The organism is Pedobacter sp. UYEF25 (assembly GCF_054061655.1).
This window is the reverse complement of the sequence record NZ_JBSSEL010000008.1, coordinates 43,648-62,978: the sequence shown is the minus strand read 5'-3', so window position 1 is coordinate 62,978 and position 19,331 is coordinate 43,648. Positions and strand designations below refer to the sequence as shown.

Below are 19,331 nucleotides of genomic sequence, written 5' to 3'. Positions count from 1 at the left end.
TGAATAATTTATTAAAGTTAAGATAATAGATCGATATTTTTATTTCAACTCCGCAATTTTCACAGGATCCATATCCCCATAATCTTGGTTCTCCCCTCCCATTCCCCAAATGAAAGAATAATTTGAGGTACCACAGCCCGCATGGATGGACCACGGCGGACTTATCACTGCCTGATGGTTATGTATGGTGATGTGTCTAGTTTCTTCAGGTTCTCCCATGAAGTGGAAAACAGTCTGTTCGGTTGCGAGATCAAAATAAAAATACGCTTCCATCCTTCTATCGTGCACATGTGCGGGCATTGTATTCCAAACGCTTCCTGTTTCAAGAACAGTTAATCCCATAACCAATTGGCAGCTTTGAATTCCATGGCCATAGATGTACTTATTTATGGTTCGCAGGTTGGAAGTTTCTGCAGATCCCATTACTACAGGACTGGCCTCTTCCCCTTTCATTAGGGTGGTTGGATATTCTTTGTGGGCTGGGGCAGATATGATGTAAAATTGCGCAGGATTTTCTACATCCTTTGACGAAAATATGAGTTCTTTATTTCCTCTGCCAACGTATAGACAATCCTTTTTGTTAAGGTTATAGGTTTTTCCATCCACCCTGATGGAACCTGCACCGCCAATATTTATCGCACCCAACTCCCTTCTTTCCAGAAAGTATTCCGCTTTCAACATCGAAAAATTTTCAAGTTTTAGGTCATCGGTCATAGGTACCGCGCCGCCGATCACAATCCTATCGTAGTGGCTATAAGTAAAGTTGATCGCGCCTGCATTCATCAGATCTTCGATAAGAAATTGACTGCGCAGTTCCTGAGTATTCATTCCCTTTACTTCTTTCTGACTGTTGTGGTATCTCTGTTGCATGTTTTCTTTTTAAAAATGTTCAACCAAATATGTTAACGACTCATCCATCCTCCATCAACGGTAATGATGGTACCGTGGATATAATCTGCTGCTTTAGAGGCGAGGAAAACTGTTACACCACCAAAATCTTCTGGAGTTCCCCATCTTTCTGCAGGTATCCGAGACAAAATTGCATTGCTTCTATCCTCATCTTTTCGCAACGCCTCTGTATTGTCTGTCGCTACATAACCAGGTGCAATTGCATTAACATTCACCCCTCTTGCGGCCCATTCATTTGCAAATGCTTTAACCAAACTGCCTATAGCGCCCTTACTTGCCGCATAGCCTGGTACATTTATCCCACCTTGAAAAGTTAACAAGGAGGCAGTGAAAATAATTTTACCAGAGCCTCGCTTAATCATTTCCTTGCCGATCTCTCTGGTAAGGATAAACGGGGCATCAAGGTTTATGGACATTACATTGTCCCAATAATCATTTGAATGTTCTGACGCAGGCGCCCGTTGTATCGTTCCTGCGTTATTAACCAGAATGTCAATAATTGGGTTTTCAGCTTTAACTTTTTCAATGAAAGATTCCAAAGAATTTCTATTGCTAAAATCACATTGGTAAGCTCTGTAAGTTCTACCAAGATTTTGCACCTCAACCTCTGTTTGGCCGCCAGACAAAGGCATCTTTGCGGATACACCGATGATGTTAGCACCTGCTGCTGCCAAAGCAACAGCCATTGCTTTTCCTATTCCCTTGTTACAACCTGTTACCAGAGCAGTTTTTCCTACTAAATCGAATATGGTCATGTTTCAGTTTTCGCTAATTGCATAAAACCGAAAATAGTCACTAAAAAACGAATCGAAGAAACTTTAAGTTAGTTTATGTCCTTTTACAGCATAAAAAAAGATGTAGGCATAACATGGTACCATACTTATTACCAAAGCAACTTGGGGGCCTAGATTTACCTCTAATGCGCCATAAATTTGTGGAAGAACTGCTCCACCTGCAATTCCCATTACCAGTAACGCGGAGCCAATCTTTGTAAATTTGCCTAACCCTTTAATTGCGAGGGGAAATATTGCAGGCCACATTAATGAATTTGCCAAGCCTAGTAAAGCTATGAATGCGATGCTTGTAAAACCTGAAGTTAAAAATGCACAAACCGTAAATAATATACCCACAAGGGCAGAAATCATCAATGCTTTTTCTTGTTTGATGTACTTAGGAATGCAGATGATTCCAATAATATATCCAACAACCATGGAAGCTAATGTATAAGAGGTAAATATTTTGGTTTTGTCTAAACTCATACCCAACGATTTACCATAACTCCCAATAACGTCACCAGCCATTACTTCCACACCAACATATAAAAATAGGCAGATGACGCCGAGCGTAAGATTTCTATATTGAAACACACTCGATTTTGGAGCTACTATGACGCCATCGTCACCGATATGATCTTTGTCGGTATCTATCTCTGGCAAGGAGGAATACCTGATCAACAAGGCGAGTAAGGTCAGAACAACAGCAATAATAATATATGGCATTACCACGCGCTGGGCTAATGCATTTAACAAAACCTCTTTTTGGACCGGATCTGAAATCACCTTGACCTGATCCTCTATTGCCTGAGCTCCGCTGAGTACCAAAGCACTCAAAATAAGTGGACTCAATGCGCCCGCCAATTTATTGCAGATGCCCATTATACTAATTCTTTTTGCGGCACTTTCTATAGGTCCAACAATGGTAATGTATGGATTAGATGCCGTTTGCAATAAAGCTAAGCCCATTCCTTGTACAAAAAGCCCGACAAGAAAAAGCGGAAAAGAACGCACATTGGCAGCGGGTATAAAAATCAACGCACCTAGCGCCATCACAAAAAGCCCCAAAGACATTCCATTCTTAAACCCCGTAAGTTTTAAAATGTAAGATGATGGAATGGCCAAGAAAAAGTAAGCCATGTAAAAAGCAAAGGTTACCAATAGCGCTTGTGAAGTATTTAGTTCGCAGGCGAGCTGCAAAAAGGGTATCAAGGTGCCATTAAGCCACGTAACAAATCCGAAGACGAAAAATAAGGCGCCGATAATAATTACTGGATTTACCCCCTTATTAGGAGACTGGACGGAAGAAGGATTTGTTATAGACATAGGTTCTGTTTGGTTGGTTTCATTTTATCGTCTATTTAAAAATAGCGTTGGCAAAATATTCTGGAAGGTGAAAATTTGGCATTGCAACATTAGTTATAGGATTCCAAGAGAGGTAATGAGGTTTGGGCAGGTCATCGCCACATTTGTACACATTTAGCTTTGCAGATTTATTTTTAAACGAGGTGATATGATGAAACTGAAAAGCAGATTTCGGTATAATTAAAGTTAAATCCCACTTGATCATTGTTTTACCATTGAATAACACCGATTTGAAACTTGCAGACGACTCAATACTCTTCAAATTTCTAATATCTATCAGGGTTCGATTTGTTCTTGATGTACCAAAGCCGGCCAAACACGTTCCCTTGCAGTTAAACTCGAAATTATAGTAGTTTTCATCACCATCGAAAGCAATAAAAAGTTCAACACAAGAGTCTTTATAGACAGGATCATTGGGTCTGTTATAAATGGCTGAGATGTGCTCTTCAATCACATCGAATTTCAACAACAATCCGTTGTCCAGATATCCAATATCGAACTGAGCTTTACCGTCAAAGTTATGATTCCAAGAGTTTTGATCAATTTTATGCGCCTCATTTTTACCTAGTGCCTTTTTAAGCATGTCAATAGACATTTCTTCGGAAGAATAATAAGGAATAGTAATTTGTTTTGGCATGATCGTGAAGAAAATAATGTTAATACCCATCCGTGCACGTATTGTACAATAATTCTTTCAAAAAGCATCAGATTTAGAAAAAAACGAGTTGACATAGGATAAATCCTGTCTTACTCGATTTTAAATAGCTGCTCTATTTGTTCAAAAAAAATGTCGTTTGTGTCCGTAAACAATAGCTAAAATACAACCTTTAGTCCAAACAAAAAAATAAATTGTTTGCGAACACACAAAGTAAACGAATAAGCATCAAAGATTGTGGGTTTAACCTATTTCGATTAATGACGAATTAAGCTTCTTCAACAAAATAATTTACATTCTCTTTAGTAATGATGTCTAAGGGCAAATATTTGAGCATAGGAACTTCCTTGTTAAAAATCAATTTATCTGCCAATAATTTAAGGCTCCAGAAGCCTTGTCCTTTTGGATTTTGATTGATTAAAAAATCAATGGTATTATTCTTTAGATAATGTAGATTTTTTGCCAACAAATCATATCCAACCACGTGCACATCATGCTTATGCTTTTGATTTAAATAACTTGCAATTTCGAAGGACTTTGAAGTGGTTACAAAAACAGCTTTAATGTTCGGGTTTGACTCAAAAACATCATCCAACTGGGAGACTAAGCTTGCATAATTAGGACGAGTGATATCTGCTTTAAGAATCTCGTATTTTTGCAATAGATTGTTATGGAGAAAATAATTTCTAAAACCTCGCTCTTTTTTTTCTAGGTGAGCTGCATTCGTTGTTTCTTCATCAAAATGGGCGATTAGAATGCTGCATGGTTCTGCCAAGCCGTAATGTATCAACTTGCCCGCCAAATAGCCGCTTTGATATGAATCTTGACCGATATAGCTAAGTGGTTCGAAATCGGGTATTTCTGTATTGAACAACACAAAAGGGATGTCAGCTTTTTTCCAACTTTGAAAGAACGGTAATGTTTCACGATGGAAAATAGGTGTCAAAATAATGCCATCAGGGTTCATCATCGTAACTTCATTTGCCTGTTGCGTAAATGAAACAGCAGAATAAGGATCGAAAAAGTAGAATTTTACTTCCAAGCCAAATTGTTTCAGTTCCTTTAACGATTGCTTTATACCAGATTTTGGAGCAAACCAATAAGGGTCATAAGTCTCATCAGGAATAAGAACAGCAACAACAAATTTCTTTTTAGAACTTAACGCACGGGCGATAATATTAGGCTCATACTCCATTTCCTTAATAATTCGAAGTATTTTCTCTTCCACTTTCGGCGCGACTTTCCCTCTTTTATGCAACACCCGATCTACTGTTCCTGCACTAACTTTTGCTTTTAATGCGATGTCTTTTATAGTGATGATCTTGTCGTTCATGTTTTAGGTATGCAACTGGCTTAGAGAAGCGAAAGTATAAAATTATATCGTATTTATATCAAATGCTGGCTGTTCGTCAACTTTACTTTCATTTATAATTGATACAATGATGCAAAAACCACTTTAATTCTCGGAAACGAGTTTATTTAATCAGCGAAAAAAGCCTTTTAAAAGTTAAATTCGATCACCAATGGAGTTTCTAATCCTTGGCTAAAGTTTTTCAAATAAGTCAGCCAATCGCCTTCTTGACTAAACAAACCGCTTCTGTTCCAGGCAGCACCTTGATAGTAAATAAAGGTTTTATTTTTATCGATGTTTTTTAGTCCTAAAAGATGACCAGCTTGATCTACTAACTTAACGTGTTCATTTTCAGGAAATACTATTCCGACTCCAATCATTCCGTTATCAACATTTCCTGCTGTTTTATCCCAGTAACTTATGTAATGGTTAATCGTGTCTATCTTTTGTTTTCCGTCATCATTGTGTTTAGTTAATCCTGTTGCGATAGGCAGCTTTTTGCTGCTGAATTGATAATTGTCTACAATTTGATTCAGGCTACTTCCAGCGTCTAGAGAGATGCGTTTGCGCTGGCTAACTTTTTCGCCGTTAACATCCCAAGCGTTATAGACCAAGTCGAAAGTAAAACGGATTGGTCCTTGATCTACAACTTTATAAACGTTGTAGTTGGATGAAAAAACAAATTTTCCGTCAATAAATGGCGTTGAATTGCCCGCACCTAAGGAAATGCCAACATCATAACCATCCATACCCTGTCCATGGTCTACATGATAGTCACCTTTTTTGTACCACTCATTTACAATAAGTCGAGAGGTTTTTTTAGACCAAACGTCAATACCTTTGGCATTGTCTTTCTGACTATCAAGGGCAGCGCCATACATTCTAAATGCAATCCGATCATTCTCCCAAGCAAAATCATCAAATCGTTCCGGCACCTGCCGACCATAAACTTTTACGGGATAATTGTCCCTATGTCCTGATTTAATGTTAAAGAAGCGTTCGGTTCCTGGTTGAATATTCACCTGGAAAATTAATCCTTGCGGCTTTGTCGAGCCGTTGTAAATAACCTGTGATGGCACCTGTTCGCCAGTGAGGGCATCTAACACAATTGCATTCGCCTCATTTAATTGTTTGTTTTTCTTCGCAATTGTTTCCCAAGAAATTTCCACTGTCTGCGCCATCCGGTTAATTGCTAAGGTATTTTCAACGCCAACTAACAGTCCAGAATTCTTGTTCAGTTCCATTCTGAAGATTTCGCTTCCCGCTAACAAAAATGCACCAACTCCATACACCTCACTATCATCATACGTTACCTTTTGCGGATCTGCACCTATCGCTTGTACAAAGCCGAGCTTTCCGTCAGGATGTATGGAACTAATCAACGCATTCCACGATTTTTGAACAGCCGTATGATACGCTTTATAACTTAACAAACCGTGGTTAATCCCCCAAGCCAAAGCATAGGCAAAAAATCCTGTTCCACTGGTCTCTTTAACTGGAAAACTTGCAGGATCTAACAAACTTGCATGCCAAGAACCATCTTTTTGCTGCAGCGAAACTATTTTTTTTGACATTTCCTCAAACTGCTTCTCGAATTTTTTCCTATCGGGATGGTTCTTTGGCATCACTTCGAGAATCCTAACCAAACCGCCCATTACCCAGCCGTTTCCTCGACTCCAAAAAACCTTTGCTCCGTTCTTTTCTTTTTTATCAAAATATCTGCTGTCGCGATAAAAAAGATGTTCTTTATCGTCGTATAAATAATCGCTCGTTTTCCACCACAATTTAGATGCTGTATTTATATATTTTTTTTCACCCGTCGCTTGAAAAAGATATCCTAACGATGGCGGCCCCATAAATAAAGCATCGCACCAGGCCCATTCTCTATTTTGGACGTTATTTTTCCAAAGAAGGGACTCTGTATGAGGTAAAGAGACGATAGTATCCGCTCTTGCTCTAAACTTAGCAATATAGTCGGGGTCATTAAATACTGTAAAAAGTTGAGCATACGTTTGCCCTACGCAATAATCATCCGCAAAAAAGCGCTCCGATCCCAACCCCCAATCATTTTCCTTACCAACTTTAATCAGTTCATTATAGTAGGTGTTGTTGTTTACAACTTTGGCTAAGGCAACCATCCCGGCATACATCGCTCCGTTTGTCCAATCTGTTTTTGAATGTCTCCAACCGTTCTCTTTCAACTCTTTCCATTGCCAATCGGCAGTTTTTTTCATGACATAAATGATACTGTCTGGCTGAAAACTTCCTTGTGCGTAAACGGTAGCGCACATCGTTAAAGACATTAAGGATAAACTGAGTCTAAAAAAGTTTAATAAATTTTTTCTCAAAATAGTAGGTTTTAAACAAATGTATTTTAGTTGAGTAATCAAAGAAGGCAATCTACCCAAACTATTTCTAACGTAGAAGCAGAAAAAATCGAGCTAATTTCAATAAAAAAAACGAATCCTTTTTCAGATTTTGCAAACCGCTAGTACGCTCGGAAAACATTCAATCACTTGCTATTGATAACTTGAGCAAACATTGTGAGGATAAATGCCAAAGCGTCTGCAAAAATAAATTTCACAGAAAAAGACTATTGAATGAGTTTGATCAGCTTGCCAAGCTATTTTGGGTTTCGTATAAAATGGTTTCCAATGCTACTTTTTTCTCCATGAGCTTTTTTAGAAGTTGAAATTGCGACCTTGCTCTTACTAAATTATGTGCTGGATATGCGATCTTATAATAAGTATCGCCGTTTAAATAATCTGTTAAAAAGCGTAGGCCCTGAAGATATGGAAATAGAAAAATTGCCAGATATAAAGATTTTATTTCCTGTTCGGTTAAAAAATTAATGGCTTCTTTAAAATAGCCTTTGGTGTATGCCTTAAATAACATTAGGTCTACCTTCACTTTTGTTAAGTCTGGCTCATCTTCTTCAGCTGTATTTACCAACGTTCTAATGGCGTCTCCAAAATCGTAAGCAATATAGCCGGGCATCACGGTATCCAAATCAATAATGCAGATTACGTTGTCTTCTTTATCAAATAGAATGTTGTTAAACTTGCTGTCGTTATGAGTTATTCTTTTTGGCAGTAGTCCTTGTTGTCCCATATTGTACAAGGTGCACATAAATTTTTTTTGCTTTTCTACCAACTCAATTTCCACTGCAACCTCCTCAACTCTGCCCTTGCTATTTTTCCGCAAAGCCTCCTCAAAATTTTCTAAACGAAATTTAATGTTATGAAAGTTTGGCAATGTTTCGGTTAATAAATCAGGATTCATATCTGATAGCATGCGTTGAAAACGACCGAATGCTTCGCCGCCTTCATAAGCCTGCTTAGTAGATGACACGAGATCGTAACTTATAGAATCTTTTATAAATTGATATAATCTCCAAAAATTACCCGCTCCATCTTTAAAAAATAATGCTCCTTGAGTCGTTGGAATTAATGTGAGAACCTGCTCTCGACCTTTATCTGTTTTAAATTCTACCGCTAATTTGGCTGCGAGGTGGGCGGAAACTTTAGAGATATTTTCGACCACCGAGGCCACATCTTTAAAAATAGCATGATTTATCCGCTGTAAGAGATAATCTGGACAATTTTCTGAACAATTTTTTATTAAAAATGTATCATTTATGTGTCCAGATCCGAAGGGCTTATAGCTTTCAAACGCACCCTCGATAGAAAATTGTTCAACTAGTTTGCAAATGTTTAAAGATGTAAAATTGGAGGTATTCATAGATTTATGGTAGTGCGGTAGAAAAGACTAATATTGGGTTAGTGTTAAAATTATGCGTATTTTTTTATTCTCTAAGTTAAAATTTCCATTTCACAAATGCCTCAATGGCTTCATATTCCGCCAAACCTAAATCATTGTATGCTTTAGCGGTTTCTCGAGTTCTATCCTCCGCCCTTTACCAGAACTCCCGAGCATCGTCACCCGGAAAAACAGGAATATCCTTTTGCGATTGGTGCTTAAATATAGCTTGCCGTTTTCGCAACACTTCATTAGGAGAAAGTGGAACAGCCATCTCGATTTCATCAATCTCAAATTCATGCCATGCGCCTCTATAAAGCCAAAGCCAGCAATCTTTTGCCCATTCTTCGGTTATTCTCAAGCGGGTAATTGCCTCTAAAGTAATGTTAAAACAAACAATGTGTGTGCCGTGAGGGTCTGCAAAATCACCTGCCGCAAATATTTGATGTGGTTTAACTGAGTCTAATAATGCCATCGTTTGTAAAATATCGTCCTCATAAGATACGTTTTTACTGATTTTCCCTTTATCATAAAAAGGCATATCCATAAAATGAATGTGGGCATCATTAAGGCCGGCAAATCTTGCTCCCGCAATTGCTTCGCCTTTCCTAATCAGTCCTTTCACCGTTCTAAGCGCTTCGTTATCAGGCTGATTTGGTTTTTTTGTTTCCAGAAACGCTCTAGTAGTGTCGTATACCGACAAAAGTGTTTCATTTGGCTGATTTTGAGATTTACAAAAATCTATCGTAAATTCCATGAAACGGAGGGCATCGTCATCCCAAACAGCGGTATTTCCAGAAGTTTGATAAGCTACGTGCACATCGTGTCCTTGATCTGCCAAGCGGATAAAAGTGCCACCCATCGAAATTACATCATCATCTGGGTGGGGAGAAAATACAATAGATCGCTTTTTGGCCGGTTGCGCTCTTTCCGGTCGTTGAGAGTCGTCAGCGTTTGGTTTACCTCCTGGCCATCCTGTTATGGTGTACTGAATTTTATTGAAAATATCAATGTTCACATTATAAACCGGGCCTTTTTCTGTGGCCAGTTGCGCCATGCCGTGGTTGTTATAATCTTCTTCGGTTAACTTTAAAATCGGTTTATTCAAGGTTTTGGCAAGCCAAATAACGGCTTTTTTAGTCATGGGCAGGTTCCAAACGCAGTCTTTTACCAACCAAGGCGTAGCAAATCGGGTCAAATCAGATGCGGCATCATTATCAAGCACAAATTCTACATTGTCCGATAGTTGTAGATAAGTTGCGGGTACTTCAGCAGAAATCTCTCCTTCTACTGCTTTTTTTATTATAGAGGCTTTTTTCTGATTCCAAGCCATCAAAATAATTTGCTTCGCCTTAAAAATTGTTCCAACACCCATTGTAATGGCTTTAGTGGGAACATTTTCTTTCCCTCCAAAATCTCTGGAAGCATCTCTTCTTGTCAAATCGTTTAGTGTTACCAGCCTAGTACCCGAATTTGGCGCTGAGCCAGGCTCATTAAATCCAATGTGACCGGTTCTTCCGATACCTAAAATTTGTATATCTAGACCACCGTAAGAAGAGATTTTCGCCTCATAGTTTGTGCAGAAATCAAACATTTCGTTCTCCTCGAGTTCACCATTCGGAATGTGCACATTCTCCATGTTGATGTCAACATGATCGAACAAATTGGCTTTCATAAAAGACACGTAACTTTGGGCAGCATCTGGTTTCATCGGATAATATTCGTCCAAATTAAAAGTAATTACGTTTTTAAAGCTCAATCCTTCTTGCTTATGCAGCCGGATTAATTCTTGATATACTTTTATAGGAGATGCACCAGTAGCAAGGCCTAAAACAGTTTTTTTTGCTGACCTGTCTTTTGCCCTAATAACCAATGCGATCCTTTTTGCCACCTGAATAGATGCAGCCAGCTCATCTTGATATATGGTAACGGGAACTTTTTCAAATCGGGTTTCCTCTAAGATATTTAACCTTGCTGTACTCATAAAATATTTTACATTAAAATTTACTATCCCTCTGCATCAAAAACAAATATAAAAATATTTATATGTTTTCGTACACATCCACACTTTTTTCCAAAATTTAAATCACTTTTATCTGATTTCCAATACACGTACCGCTGCAGTTGAATAGCAATCCTTTTTAAATTGCTTAGCTTTTTACCGATTTTGTAACGTTTCGAGTCAATCTAAAGTTTTGACATCAACAACTTTTACCAGTGATTTTCATCACTTTTTTTTAGGGCTTTTTATCCGTCCTTCGCGGTGATTAATTTCAAAATCATGATTCATACCTTTCATATTCCAGTTTTAGGATTGGGCTATTCTATCGATACTCCACTCAAAATTGCCAGATATGGCATTTCTTCCGTCGTTTCTATTGTTGATGACATTGCAATAGAGCGGATGAGAGAATATCATTGCAAAAAAAACGGAATCCCTTTCTCACAGATCGAGGAAAACGAAAATGACAGCAGAGCAAAGAGAATTACTGCTTATCTTAATTTAATGTGCAAATTGGTTGATCGGCAATTCGACGACTTGCGCACACAAACCTTTACCCCCAATAGCGATATCTGCCGATACTTTGAGCTGTTGCCGAAGAGTTCTATTCAGCGCAAAACCTATGGACAGATGCTTGCAACAGAGCATTTGTGCGAAAAATTAAAACTTCAACACCAACTTCGCTCGCAAATGCACAAAGGCGCAATTGATGTTAACATTATGTCGAAAGTAGATAAAATGAACTTTAATGGCAACGCAGAAGCGCTACCTGAAATTTTCAACGATGCGTTGGCAGCTCTACGCGGTTTTGCAAACAGCGATTTAAACTCTTCCATTATACTTTCTGCGGGAATGAATCCAAGGCTATATAGTTATTTAGAAGAATTTGCCGATTTTTTCCCAGATCAATATGGAAGCCTGAATAAAAAAGTAGTGTTGAAAGTTAGCGATTTTCGCTCTGCCTTTATCCAGGCAAAATTTTTAGCAAAGAAAGGCATTTGGGTATCTGAATTTAGGGTAGAATCTGGTTTAAATTGCGGCGGACATGCGTTTGCAACGGAAGGATTTTTGTTGGGTCCCATTTTAGAAGAATTTAGGGTAAAACGCACCGCTATGAAGACAGAAATATTTGGGCTTTACCAGCAAGCACTCTCCCACAAAGACATTAATTTAACACATATACCGCCGCTTAAAGTAACTGTACAGGGTGGTATTGGTACAGCAGAAGAGCATGCATTTTTTTTAACGCATTACAATTTAGATGCAGCCGGTTGGGGAAGTCCATTTTTACTCGTGCCAGAAACCACCAACGTAGACGAGACCACATTAAGGGAGTTGGTTTCTGCGAAGGCTACGGATTTCTTTATAAGCGGATCCTCTCCACTTGGGATTCCGTTCAATAATTTCGGCAAAAGCTCTGGTGAAAAACAACGGTTAGAACGGATTGCTAGAGATAGGCCGGGTAGTCCCTGCACTAAGAAATTTCTGGTTTCAAATACAGAATTTACCGCCGAACCGATTTGTACGGCTTCTAGGAAATACCAGTTTCTAAAAATCAAGGCGCTAAAAACTGAAAATTTATCGCAAGAGATATTCCGGCAAAAATTTGATGCAATTACAGAAAAAACATGTCTGTGCCAAGGTCTGGTAACTTCAGCATACCTCAAAAATGGCATGCTTAAACCTAAAGAAAACCAAGCGGTAACCATTTGCCCCGGACCGAATTTAGCCTATTTTAAAGGTATATTTTCGCTGGAGGAAATGATAAAGCACATTTATGGGTATAAAAACCTGCTAAAAGGCGTAAACAGACCACATATATTTATAAACGAATTGGTGCTTTACATAGATTATCTAAAGAAAGATTTAGAGTTAAACATGGAAACTATGGACACAAAAAAACAAAGGTATCTCGTTGGTTTTTCTGCACAGTTGCAAGTAGGTATCGACTACTATAAATCGCTCTTTAAAAACTTAAAAATCCAGAAAAAAAACTTCTCTAATAATTTTCTAATAGAAGTAGATGAATTGGAAGCTAGATTGAATGCATTAAAAGTGATAAAAATGGCTTGAGAGATACGTAGATTTTAACAAAATTAATCAACCGCGCATCTACTAGTTTACAACCAATGCAAAAATATGGAGTTTTAAAATTTGCATAATCCAGTTTTGTGAATTAACTTGTAGGAAACAGTTGATTTCCGACTGAATCTAATTTATGAAACCCTACTTTTTCTCCCTTGTCATTTTACTAAGCTTTTTAAGTTTAACTTCATTCGCGCAACAAGAAATCCCTTTATACGAGGGCGCGATTCCAAATTCCAAGCCGGATACCGTGACTGAAAAAAGAGGGAGCTGGGGCGGAGAAAATTATTTCTTAAAACACATCACTAAGCCAACACTCATTGCTTTTTTGCCAACCTCTACCAATGCAAACGGCACTGAGGTAGTTATTTGCCCAGGTGGCGGATATGAAGTTTTAGCGATAAATAATGAGGGTTTCGAGATTGCTAAAGCATTTCAGCAGATGGGTATTGCAGCATTTGTCCTAAAATATCGCATGCCATCTGACGAAAGTATGATTGATAAAAACATTGGCCCTTTGCAGGATGCCCAACGCGCAATACAACTCATCAAAATAAATGCGAAAAAATGGGGCGTAGATACTGCAAAAGTTGGTATTGCTGGGTTTTCTGCCGGCGGACATTTAGCTGCAACAGTTGGCACACATTTTCAACGAAGCTATATTTTAAACGCAAAAAAGATCAGTTTCAAGCCGGCTTTCATGATTTTAGGGTATCCAGTTATTAGTTTTACGGATAGTCTTACACACATGGGCTCTAGAAACAACTTGATTGGAAAAAACCCATCCGCAACCACAATTAATGAATACTCTAATGAGATGCAGGTCACTAAAAATACCCCACCTACCTTTTTGGTTCAGGCTGACGATGATGATGTAGTTAAGGTTGAAAACAGCATTTATTTTTACCTAGCCTTGCACAGCAAAGGCGTCCCAGCTGAGATGCTTCTTTATCCAAAAGGCGGGCATGGCTATGGATTAAATAACCACACAACCACATCTAAATGGATGGATGAATGCAAAAAATGGCTATTAAGCAATGGCTTTATTGGGAGATAAGTTAAGTATCAACCTTGGTGTCTGCATATAGCGCATCTATAAATACCAGTAAAGTTTGACAACAACTTATCTAATGGATTTTTTAATCTATTTTTAAGTGTGCAAACCTAGACCTAATAAAATAATCGATAACAACGCCTTAAGGGATAAACCTCAAAAAACAGTTTTTAGACGCCCATAAAAACCAATTTTTAGTCGTTTTCTTTAAGACCTCGTCCGGTTTTGTGTTGAAGCTCGTCAATTCGCTTCGATGCCTCCGCTTTGCTAAGAGATTCGTCAAATTCCTCCCCAGCTTCATCAGAAAGTGTTTTTAGATAAGAATGTTGAGCTCCCGTCATTGACTCATCGCCTGTTGTCCAATCGTCTGGATTTTTAACGGTATTTGAGCTTTGTGAATTGTTTTCATCTTCAACATTATGGTGTTGATTATCTTGTGCAGCATCTTTGTCTTTATAAATCATGTCCTCTTCTTTTAAATTTTACCCTACAAACAACACATTGTTAGTGGTATTGTTTGGAAGAAAGTTCAATAATAAGCGTTGGTAATTTATAAAATCAGCTTACTAAATATGGTCTATGGATGTCATAAAACGCTCAAGTCCAAAAAGCATGAAAAAAAGAAAAAGCTTTATACTAGCTTTTTAGTTCTCTAATCCTAGCTGATTGAAAATTATTGTAGAGGTGCCTAATTTACCATTTAGGTGTCGAAATTCTCTAACTGCCCTAGCTTAAATTGAAACTCGTAGATCAATTTTACAATAACCTATAATTAGCGCTTACAAAATAAATCGTTTTAGTGTTTGTATTTAAGAATTTTTTTAAATTTGGAGCACATGAAAAAAATCAGCATCCAGGGATTGTTCATCCTACTATTAACCACTTCATCATCACTATTTGCCCAGACCATTAAGGAGCCTGTTGATTACGTAAATCCTTACATTGGCAACATTAGCCATTTGCTCGTACCCACCTATCCAACCATACACTTACCCAATAGCATGTTGCGGGTTTATCCTGAAAGAGAAAACTTTACAGGAAACTTCTTAAATGGCCTGCCTTTGGTGGTGACAAGTCACCGTGGAAGTTCGGCTTTTAATCTAAGTCCATATCAAGGCACTGTGGAGCAAATTAAAAGCGTCACAGAGTTGAGTTATGACAATGAAGTAATTAAACCATATTTTTACAGTGTAGATTTAGATGAGTTAGAAATTGCCGTCAAGTACGCTCCTTCCCATCAATCCGGAATCTATGAGTTCAACTTTCTCAATCCTAAAAAAGACACCTATTTAATCGTCAATACCGGCAACGGGGAATTGACAAAAACGCCTACCAGCATTAGTGGATATCAACAGCTAGATAACGATACCAAAGTGTATATTTATCTGGAAACAGACGTAACACCCATCGCTATTGGCACAAAAAAAGGCGATAAAATTGGTGTAGAGGAAAATACAACTAAAGGTGGAAACGCCCATTATGTGATGCAGTTTCCCAACAAGACAAAACAGCTGAAGTTGCGTTATGGTGTGTCATTTATAAGTGTTACTCAGGCCGAAAAAAACCTTAGAAGAGAGATTAAGAACTATGATTTAGACGCTGTTGCGAAACAAGGACGTGATGTTTGGAACAAAACGCTAGGAAAGATAATGGTTAGCGGAACAGATGAAAATGCTAAGGTGGTTTTTTACACTTCGCTTTACCGCACTTATGAGCGAATGATTTCTATTTCTGAAGACGGACATTATTTTAGCGCTTACGACGGGAAAGTACACGACGATGGAGGGAAGACTTTTTACACAGACGATTGGATTTGGGATACTTACAGGGCCACGCATCCGCTGCGAACGATTATTGAGCCAGAAATGGAAAGCAATATGATTAATTCTTATGTAACCATGACCGAGCAGATGACAAAAGCATGGATGCCCAACTTTCCGGAAGTTACAGGCGACAGCCGGCGGATGAACTCCAACCATGCAGTTGCTATGGTTGCCGATGCACAGAGTAAAGGACTAAAGGGCTTTAACTTAGAAGAAGCGTACACGGTTGCAAAAGCGGCAATTACTGAAAAAACGCTGGCTCCGTGGTCGGCTAGACCAGCTGGTGTACTCGATAGGTTTTTTAAAGTGCATGGCTATTTCCCATCGCTTGCGCCGGGCGAAAAAGAGGCGGTTCCAGAAGTAAATGGTTGGGAGCGCAGACAGCCGATTGCTGTTACACTAGGCACAGTTTACGATGAGTGGTGTCTTTCTAAAATTGCCGGCGCCATTGGCAATAAAATTGATGAGAACTATTTTTCTGAGCGCAGTAAAGATTATCGCAAAGTTTTTAACCCAGATACAAAGTTTTTTCACCCTAAAGATTCTTTGGGCAATTTCATGCCGAATTTAGATTACCGCTTCCCACCGGGCATAGGCGGTAGAGATGCCTACGATGAAAATACCGGATACCTTTATCGGTTTGATGTTCAGCATAACATCGCAGACCTCATAAAACTAATAGGCGGAAAAGATGCTTTTGTAGCTGCCCTAGAAAATATGTTTAGCACTCCTTTAGGTATGGGAAGACCTGATTTTTACCACATTTATGCCGATCATAGTGGCAACGTAGGGCAGTTTTCTATGGGTAATGAGCCTGCCATGCACATTCCATATCTGTACAACTATGCTGGCCAACCGTGGCGATCGCAAAAAAGGGTTCGTACACTGCTTAAAGAATGGTTTAGAAATGACTTAATGGGCATTCCAGGAGATGAGGACGGCGGAGGATTGACCTCGTTTGTAGTGTTTTCTGAGATTGGTTTTTATCCCGTAACTCCGGGCTTGCCGATGTATGTAATTGGAAGTCCTGTCTTCGAAACAGCAGCGATTAAATTGGGAAACGGGAAAACGTTTACAGTAAGTTGTAAAAACTATGCACCGGAGCATAAATACATTCAGAGCGCAAAATTAAATGGAAAACTGTGGAATAAATCCTGGTTTAGCCACGCGGAATTAATGGAAGGAGGCATATTGGAACTAACAATGGGCGAACGACCAAACAAGGATTGGGCAACAGGAAAAGAGGCCATTCCGCCATCGTTTGACATGCCTAAACTATAGCTTGTTGAAAATATTTAACCGCTCCTGTCAAATAATTCTAAATCAAAAAAAAAATTAATATTTTAGCCTAGTAAGTCCATTAGTATTAAAATTAGGTTACATAAATTTGGATGATGCAATATGTTAACGCTTAATAAACTTCATCATATCGCCATTATTTGCGAAGACTACGAAAAATCAAAGAGATTTTACGTAGAAATCTTGGGCTTTAAAATAGTTCAGGAAATTTATCGAGCATCAAGACAATCATATAAACTTGATTTGTCGTTGAATGGGAGTTATTTGATTGAACTTTTTTCCTTTCCAAATCCGCCGAACCGACCAAGCAGACCTGAAGCGACAGGTTTACGACACTTGGCATTTGGAGTGGCAGATATAGCGGAATGTATTAAACTGCTGAACGCCAAAAGCATCTCCACCGAACCATTGAGAATAGATGAATTTACTAGAAAGAAATTTACTTTTCTGACCGACCCAGACAATCTACCCATAGAGCTTTATGAAATTTAAAGGTTGCGAAGACATCCATTCGCAGTGCAAATAAATAGGTTCGAAAATCTTTCGTACGGAATCGAGCGATCTGCAAACTAGTCCTCCATCAACCTTTAAAAATTAGCTGATCAAAAGAAGTCAAATTTCTCTCAACAAATGATTTAACGCATTCCAATACAAATGAATAGGCAAATGATTAAATGGGCATTAGTTGTCTTGTTCTTTTAACTATATTTGATGAGGACAACTATTGTTAGCAGGTCTCGAACTCTAGGCAACCACAACATCGGTTAAAGAATCGAGCCGAATTCTATAAGTCGATAGTCGAAATTTATTATGAAAAAAATACTTCCTGTAGCCAACGGCCTAGCGTTAATTATTACTGTGCTAATTAATTATCTTTCCAACACAGGCATAATTAATGGCAATACAATGAAAACCATGTCAGATAAATACTTTACATTTTTCACACCTGCGGGATATGCATTTTCAATATGGGGAATAATTTATCTGGGCCTATTTGGCTTTGTTTTTTATACTGGGCGAGGGCTTTTTAAAAAAAAGGCGGAAGAACCGATGCTATTAAAAATCGGGTGGTGGTTTGTCATTTCATGTATTGCAAACTCCCTATGGGTTTTGGCTTGGCTATATGATTATACTGGCACATCGGTAATTATTATGGGAATCATTCTTTTTTCTCTATTTAAAATTATTGTGAACACCCGTATGGAACTCGACAGCTATCCCCTTACAAAATATCTTTTTATTTTTTGGCCCTTCGCTTTTTACTTTGGATGGATTTCAGTAGCATTTATCGCAAACGTTTCCGCGTACCTCACTAAAATTAATTGGGATGGATGGGGAATTTCTAATCCGTCTTGGGCTATCGTAATGATTTTAGTAGCGGGTTTAGTAAACATTTTTATGATTAAGACGCGAAATCTTAGAGAATATGGAATTGTAGGTATTTGGGCATTAATTGCTATTTCGGTAGCAAACAACAATGTAACGGGAAGTAAGTCAATTGTATATACTTGCTATGCCGTTGCAACAATTATTTTCGTTTTTATCGCGATTAGTGGGTTGAAAGATCGTGAACGCAGTATTGATCGCATGTAAACGATAAAAATTAGTAAAAAACCCTTCCAAATAAAAAACTATTCTTTGTTACCAAAATTAGAGCTATTGCTATTCGAAAATCATCCTTACATGACTTCGCTTCGTAAATTCTACTCTATATAAGCACTCTAGTTGCCAATTTAGTCCATATTCGTTTTCCCATCTATCGAAAGCAATGTTTTTGGATCTGTACAACCAAATTTTACATATAAGGGCAGTTTTAATGTGTGAATAATGTAACTATTTTAGCAATTTGTATAACGCTTAAAATAAAAGGAAACGCACCTTTACATCAGCTATTTGTTATTGCAATAATGTGTTTATAAGACAGATTTGCAAAGGAAAATGTTGGCAAAATTTATAAAAAAGTAGAAAACGAAGAGCAAAAATAGTGTTGAACTGAGATAATTCTAAAAAATTGATAAAAACATTTATTTGACAAGATCATATTTTGCGGATGAGCTCACTTCCCTATAGGTCCCTCAAAATAAAAACATCAACAGATGTTTTTTGAAATACTTTTAAATTTTGATGCTCGAGATAGGACGTTCAAAATTTTCCATCGTTTAAAAATCAACTTTGCGTTTATGTTTGATGCCTTACGTTTCTGCTGAAAAAAATCCATTGCACCACCTCTACACATTTTCTAATTTCATTAGCGTC

Annotated in this window: 13 protein-coding genes and 1 pseudogene; 5 read left to right on the top strand and 9 right to left on the bottom strand. The window is 38.1% G+C overall.

Features of this window, described 5'->3' with window-relative positions; genetic code table 11:
- Nucleotides 1–39 precede the first annotated feature (39 nt).
- The 8 genes and pseudogenes from kduI to nagB all read right to left on the bottom strand — a co-directional run bounded on the left by kduI (nt 40) and on the right by nagB (nt 10,796).
- Nucleotides 40–870: a 5-dehydro-4-deoxy-D-glucuronate isomerase gene (gene kduI, locus ACVWYG_RS09395; RefSeq protein WP_457269940.1), complete on the bottom strand. Its 831-nt coding sequence runs from the start codon at nt 868–870 to the stop codon at nt 40–42.
- Between the two features lie 32 nt (nt 871–902).
- Nucleotides 903–1,664, bottom strand: coding sequence for an SDR family oxidoreductase (locus tag ACVWYG_RS09390; RefSeq protein WP_457269939.1), 762 nt, complete (start codon nt 1,662–1,664; stop codon nt 903–905).
- A gap of 63 nt (nt 1,665–1,727) precedes the next feature.
- Complete coding sequence (locus ACVWYG_RS09385) at nt 1,728–3,008, bottom strand: sugar MFS transporter (RefSeq protein WP_457269938.1); 1,281 nt, start codon at nt 3,006–3,008, stop codon at nt 1,728–1,730.
- Between the two features lie 31 nt (nt 3,009–3,039).
- Nucleotides 3,040–3,714, bottom strand: a complete 675-nt coding sequence (locus tag ACVWYG_RS09380) for a carbohydrate-binding family 9-like protein (protein WP_457269937.1) — start codon at nt 3,712–3,714, stop codon at nt 3,040–3,042.
- A 256-nt stretch (nt 3,715–3,970) separates the two neighbouring features.
- A complete protein-coding gene (locus ACVWYG_RS09375; RefSeq protein WP_457269936.1) occupies nt 3,971–5,035 on the bottom strand; it encodes a substrate-binding domain-containing protein in 1,065 nt (354 codons plus the stop codon).
- A gap of 167 nt (nt 5,036–5,202) precedes the next feature.
- A complete protein-coding gene (locus ACVWYG_RS09370; RefSeq protein ID WP_457269935.1) occupies nt 5,203–7,356 on the bottom strand; it encodes a glycoside hydrolase family 88 protein in 2,154 nt (717 codons plus the stop codon).
- 307 nt (nt 7,357–7,663) lie between these two features.
- The gene (locus ACVWYG_RS09365; protein ID WP_457269934.1) at nt 7,664–8,794 is read right to left on the bottom strand and encodes a phosphotransferase enzyme family protein; all 1,131 of its coding nucleotides are present in this window, start codon (nt 8,792–8,794) and stop codon (nt 7,664–7,666) included.
- A 76-nt stretch (nt 8,795–8,870) separates the two neighbouring features.
- Nucleotides 8,871–10,796 (bottom strand): annotated as a pseudogene (nagB, locus tag ACVWYG_RS09360) (glucosamine-6-phosphate deaminase).
- 297 nt (nt 10,797–11,093) lie between these two features.
- Here nagB and ACVWYG_RS09355 point away from each other — a divergent pair.
- On the top strand, nt 11,094–12,887 hold the full coding sequence (locus tag ACVWYG_RS09355) for a hypothetical protein (protein WP_457269933.1): 1,794 nt from the start codon (nt 11,094–11,096) through the stop codon (nt 12,885–12,887).
- 145 nt (nt 12,888–13,032) lie between these two features.
- Nucleotides 13,033–13,956, top strand: coding sequence for an alpha/beta hydrolase (locus ACVWYG_RS09350; RefSeq protein WP_457269931.1), 924 nt, complete (start codon nt 13,033–13,035; stop codon nt 13,954–13,956).
- Nucleotides 13,957–14,147: 191 nt separating this feature from the next.
- On the opposite strand, the gene ACVWYG_RS09345 is transcribed toward ACVWYG_RS09350, so the two are convergent.
- Nucleotides 14,148–14,417: a DUF3072 domain-containing protein gene (locus ACVWYG_RS09345; protein WP_457269930.1), complete on the bottom strand. Its 270-nt coding sequence runs from the start codon at nt 14,415–14,417 to the stop codon at nt 14,148–14,150.
- Between the two features lie 372 nt (nt 14,418–14,789).
- Here ACVWYG_RS09345 and ACVWYG_RS09340 point away from each other — a divergent pair, with 372 nt between their 5' ends.
- From ACVWYG_RS09340 to ACVWYG_RS09330, 3 genes are all read left to right on the top strand, one after another.
- Entirely contained in the window at nt 14,790–17,057 is a 2,268-nt protein-coding gene (locus tag ACVWYG_RS09340) for a GH92 family glycosyl hydrolase (protein WP_457269929.1), read from the top strand.
- A 120-nt stretch (nt 17,058–17,177) separates the two neighbouring features.
- Complete coding sequence (gloA2, locus tag ACVWYG_RS09335; protein WP_457269928.1) at nt 17,178–17,567, top strand: SMU1112c/YaeR family gloxylase I-like metalloprotein; 390 nt, start codon at nt 17,178–17,180, stop codon at nt 17,565–17,567.
- A gap of 318 nt (nt 17,568–17,885) precedes the next feature.
- Nucleotides 17,886–18,668: a hypothetical protein gene (locus ACVWYG_RS09330; protein ID WP_457269927.1), complete on the top strand. Its 783-nt coding sequence runs from the start codon at nt 17,886–17,888 to the stop codon at nt 18,666–18,668.
- Nucleotides 18,669–19,331 lie beyond the last annotated feature (663 nt).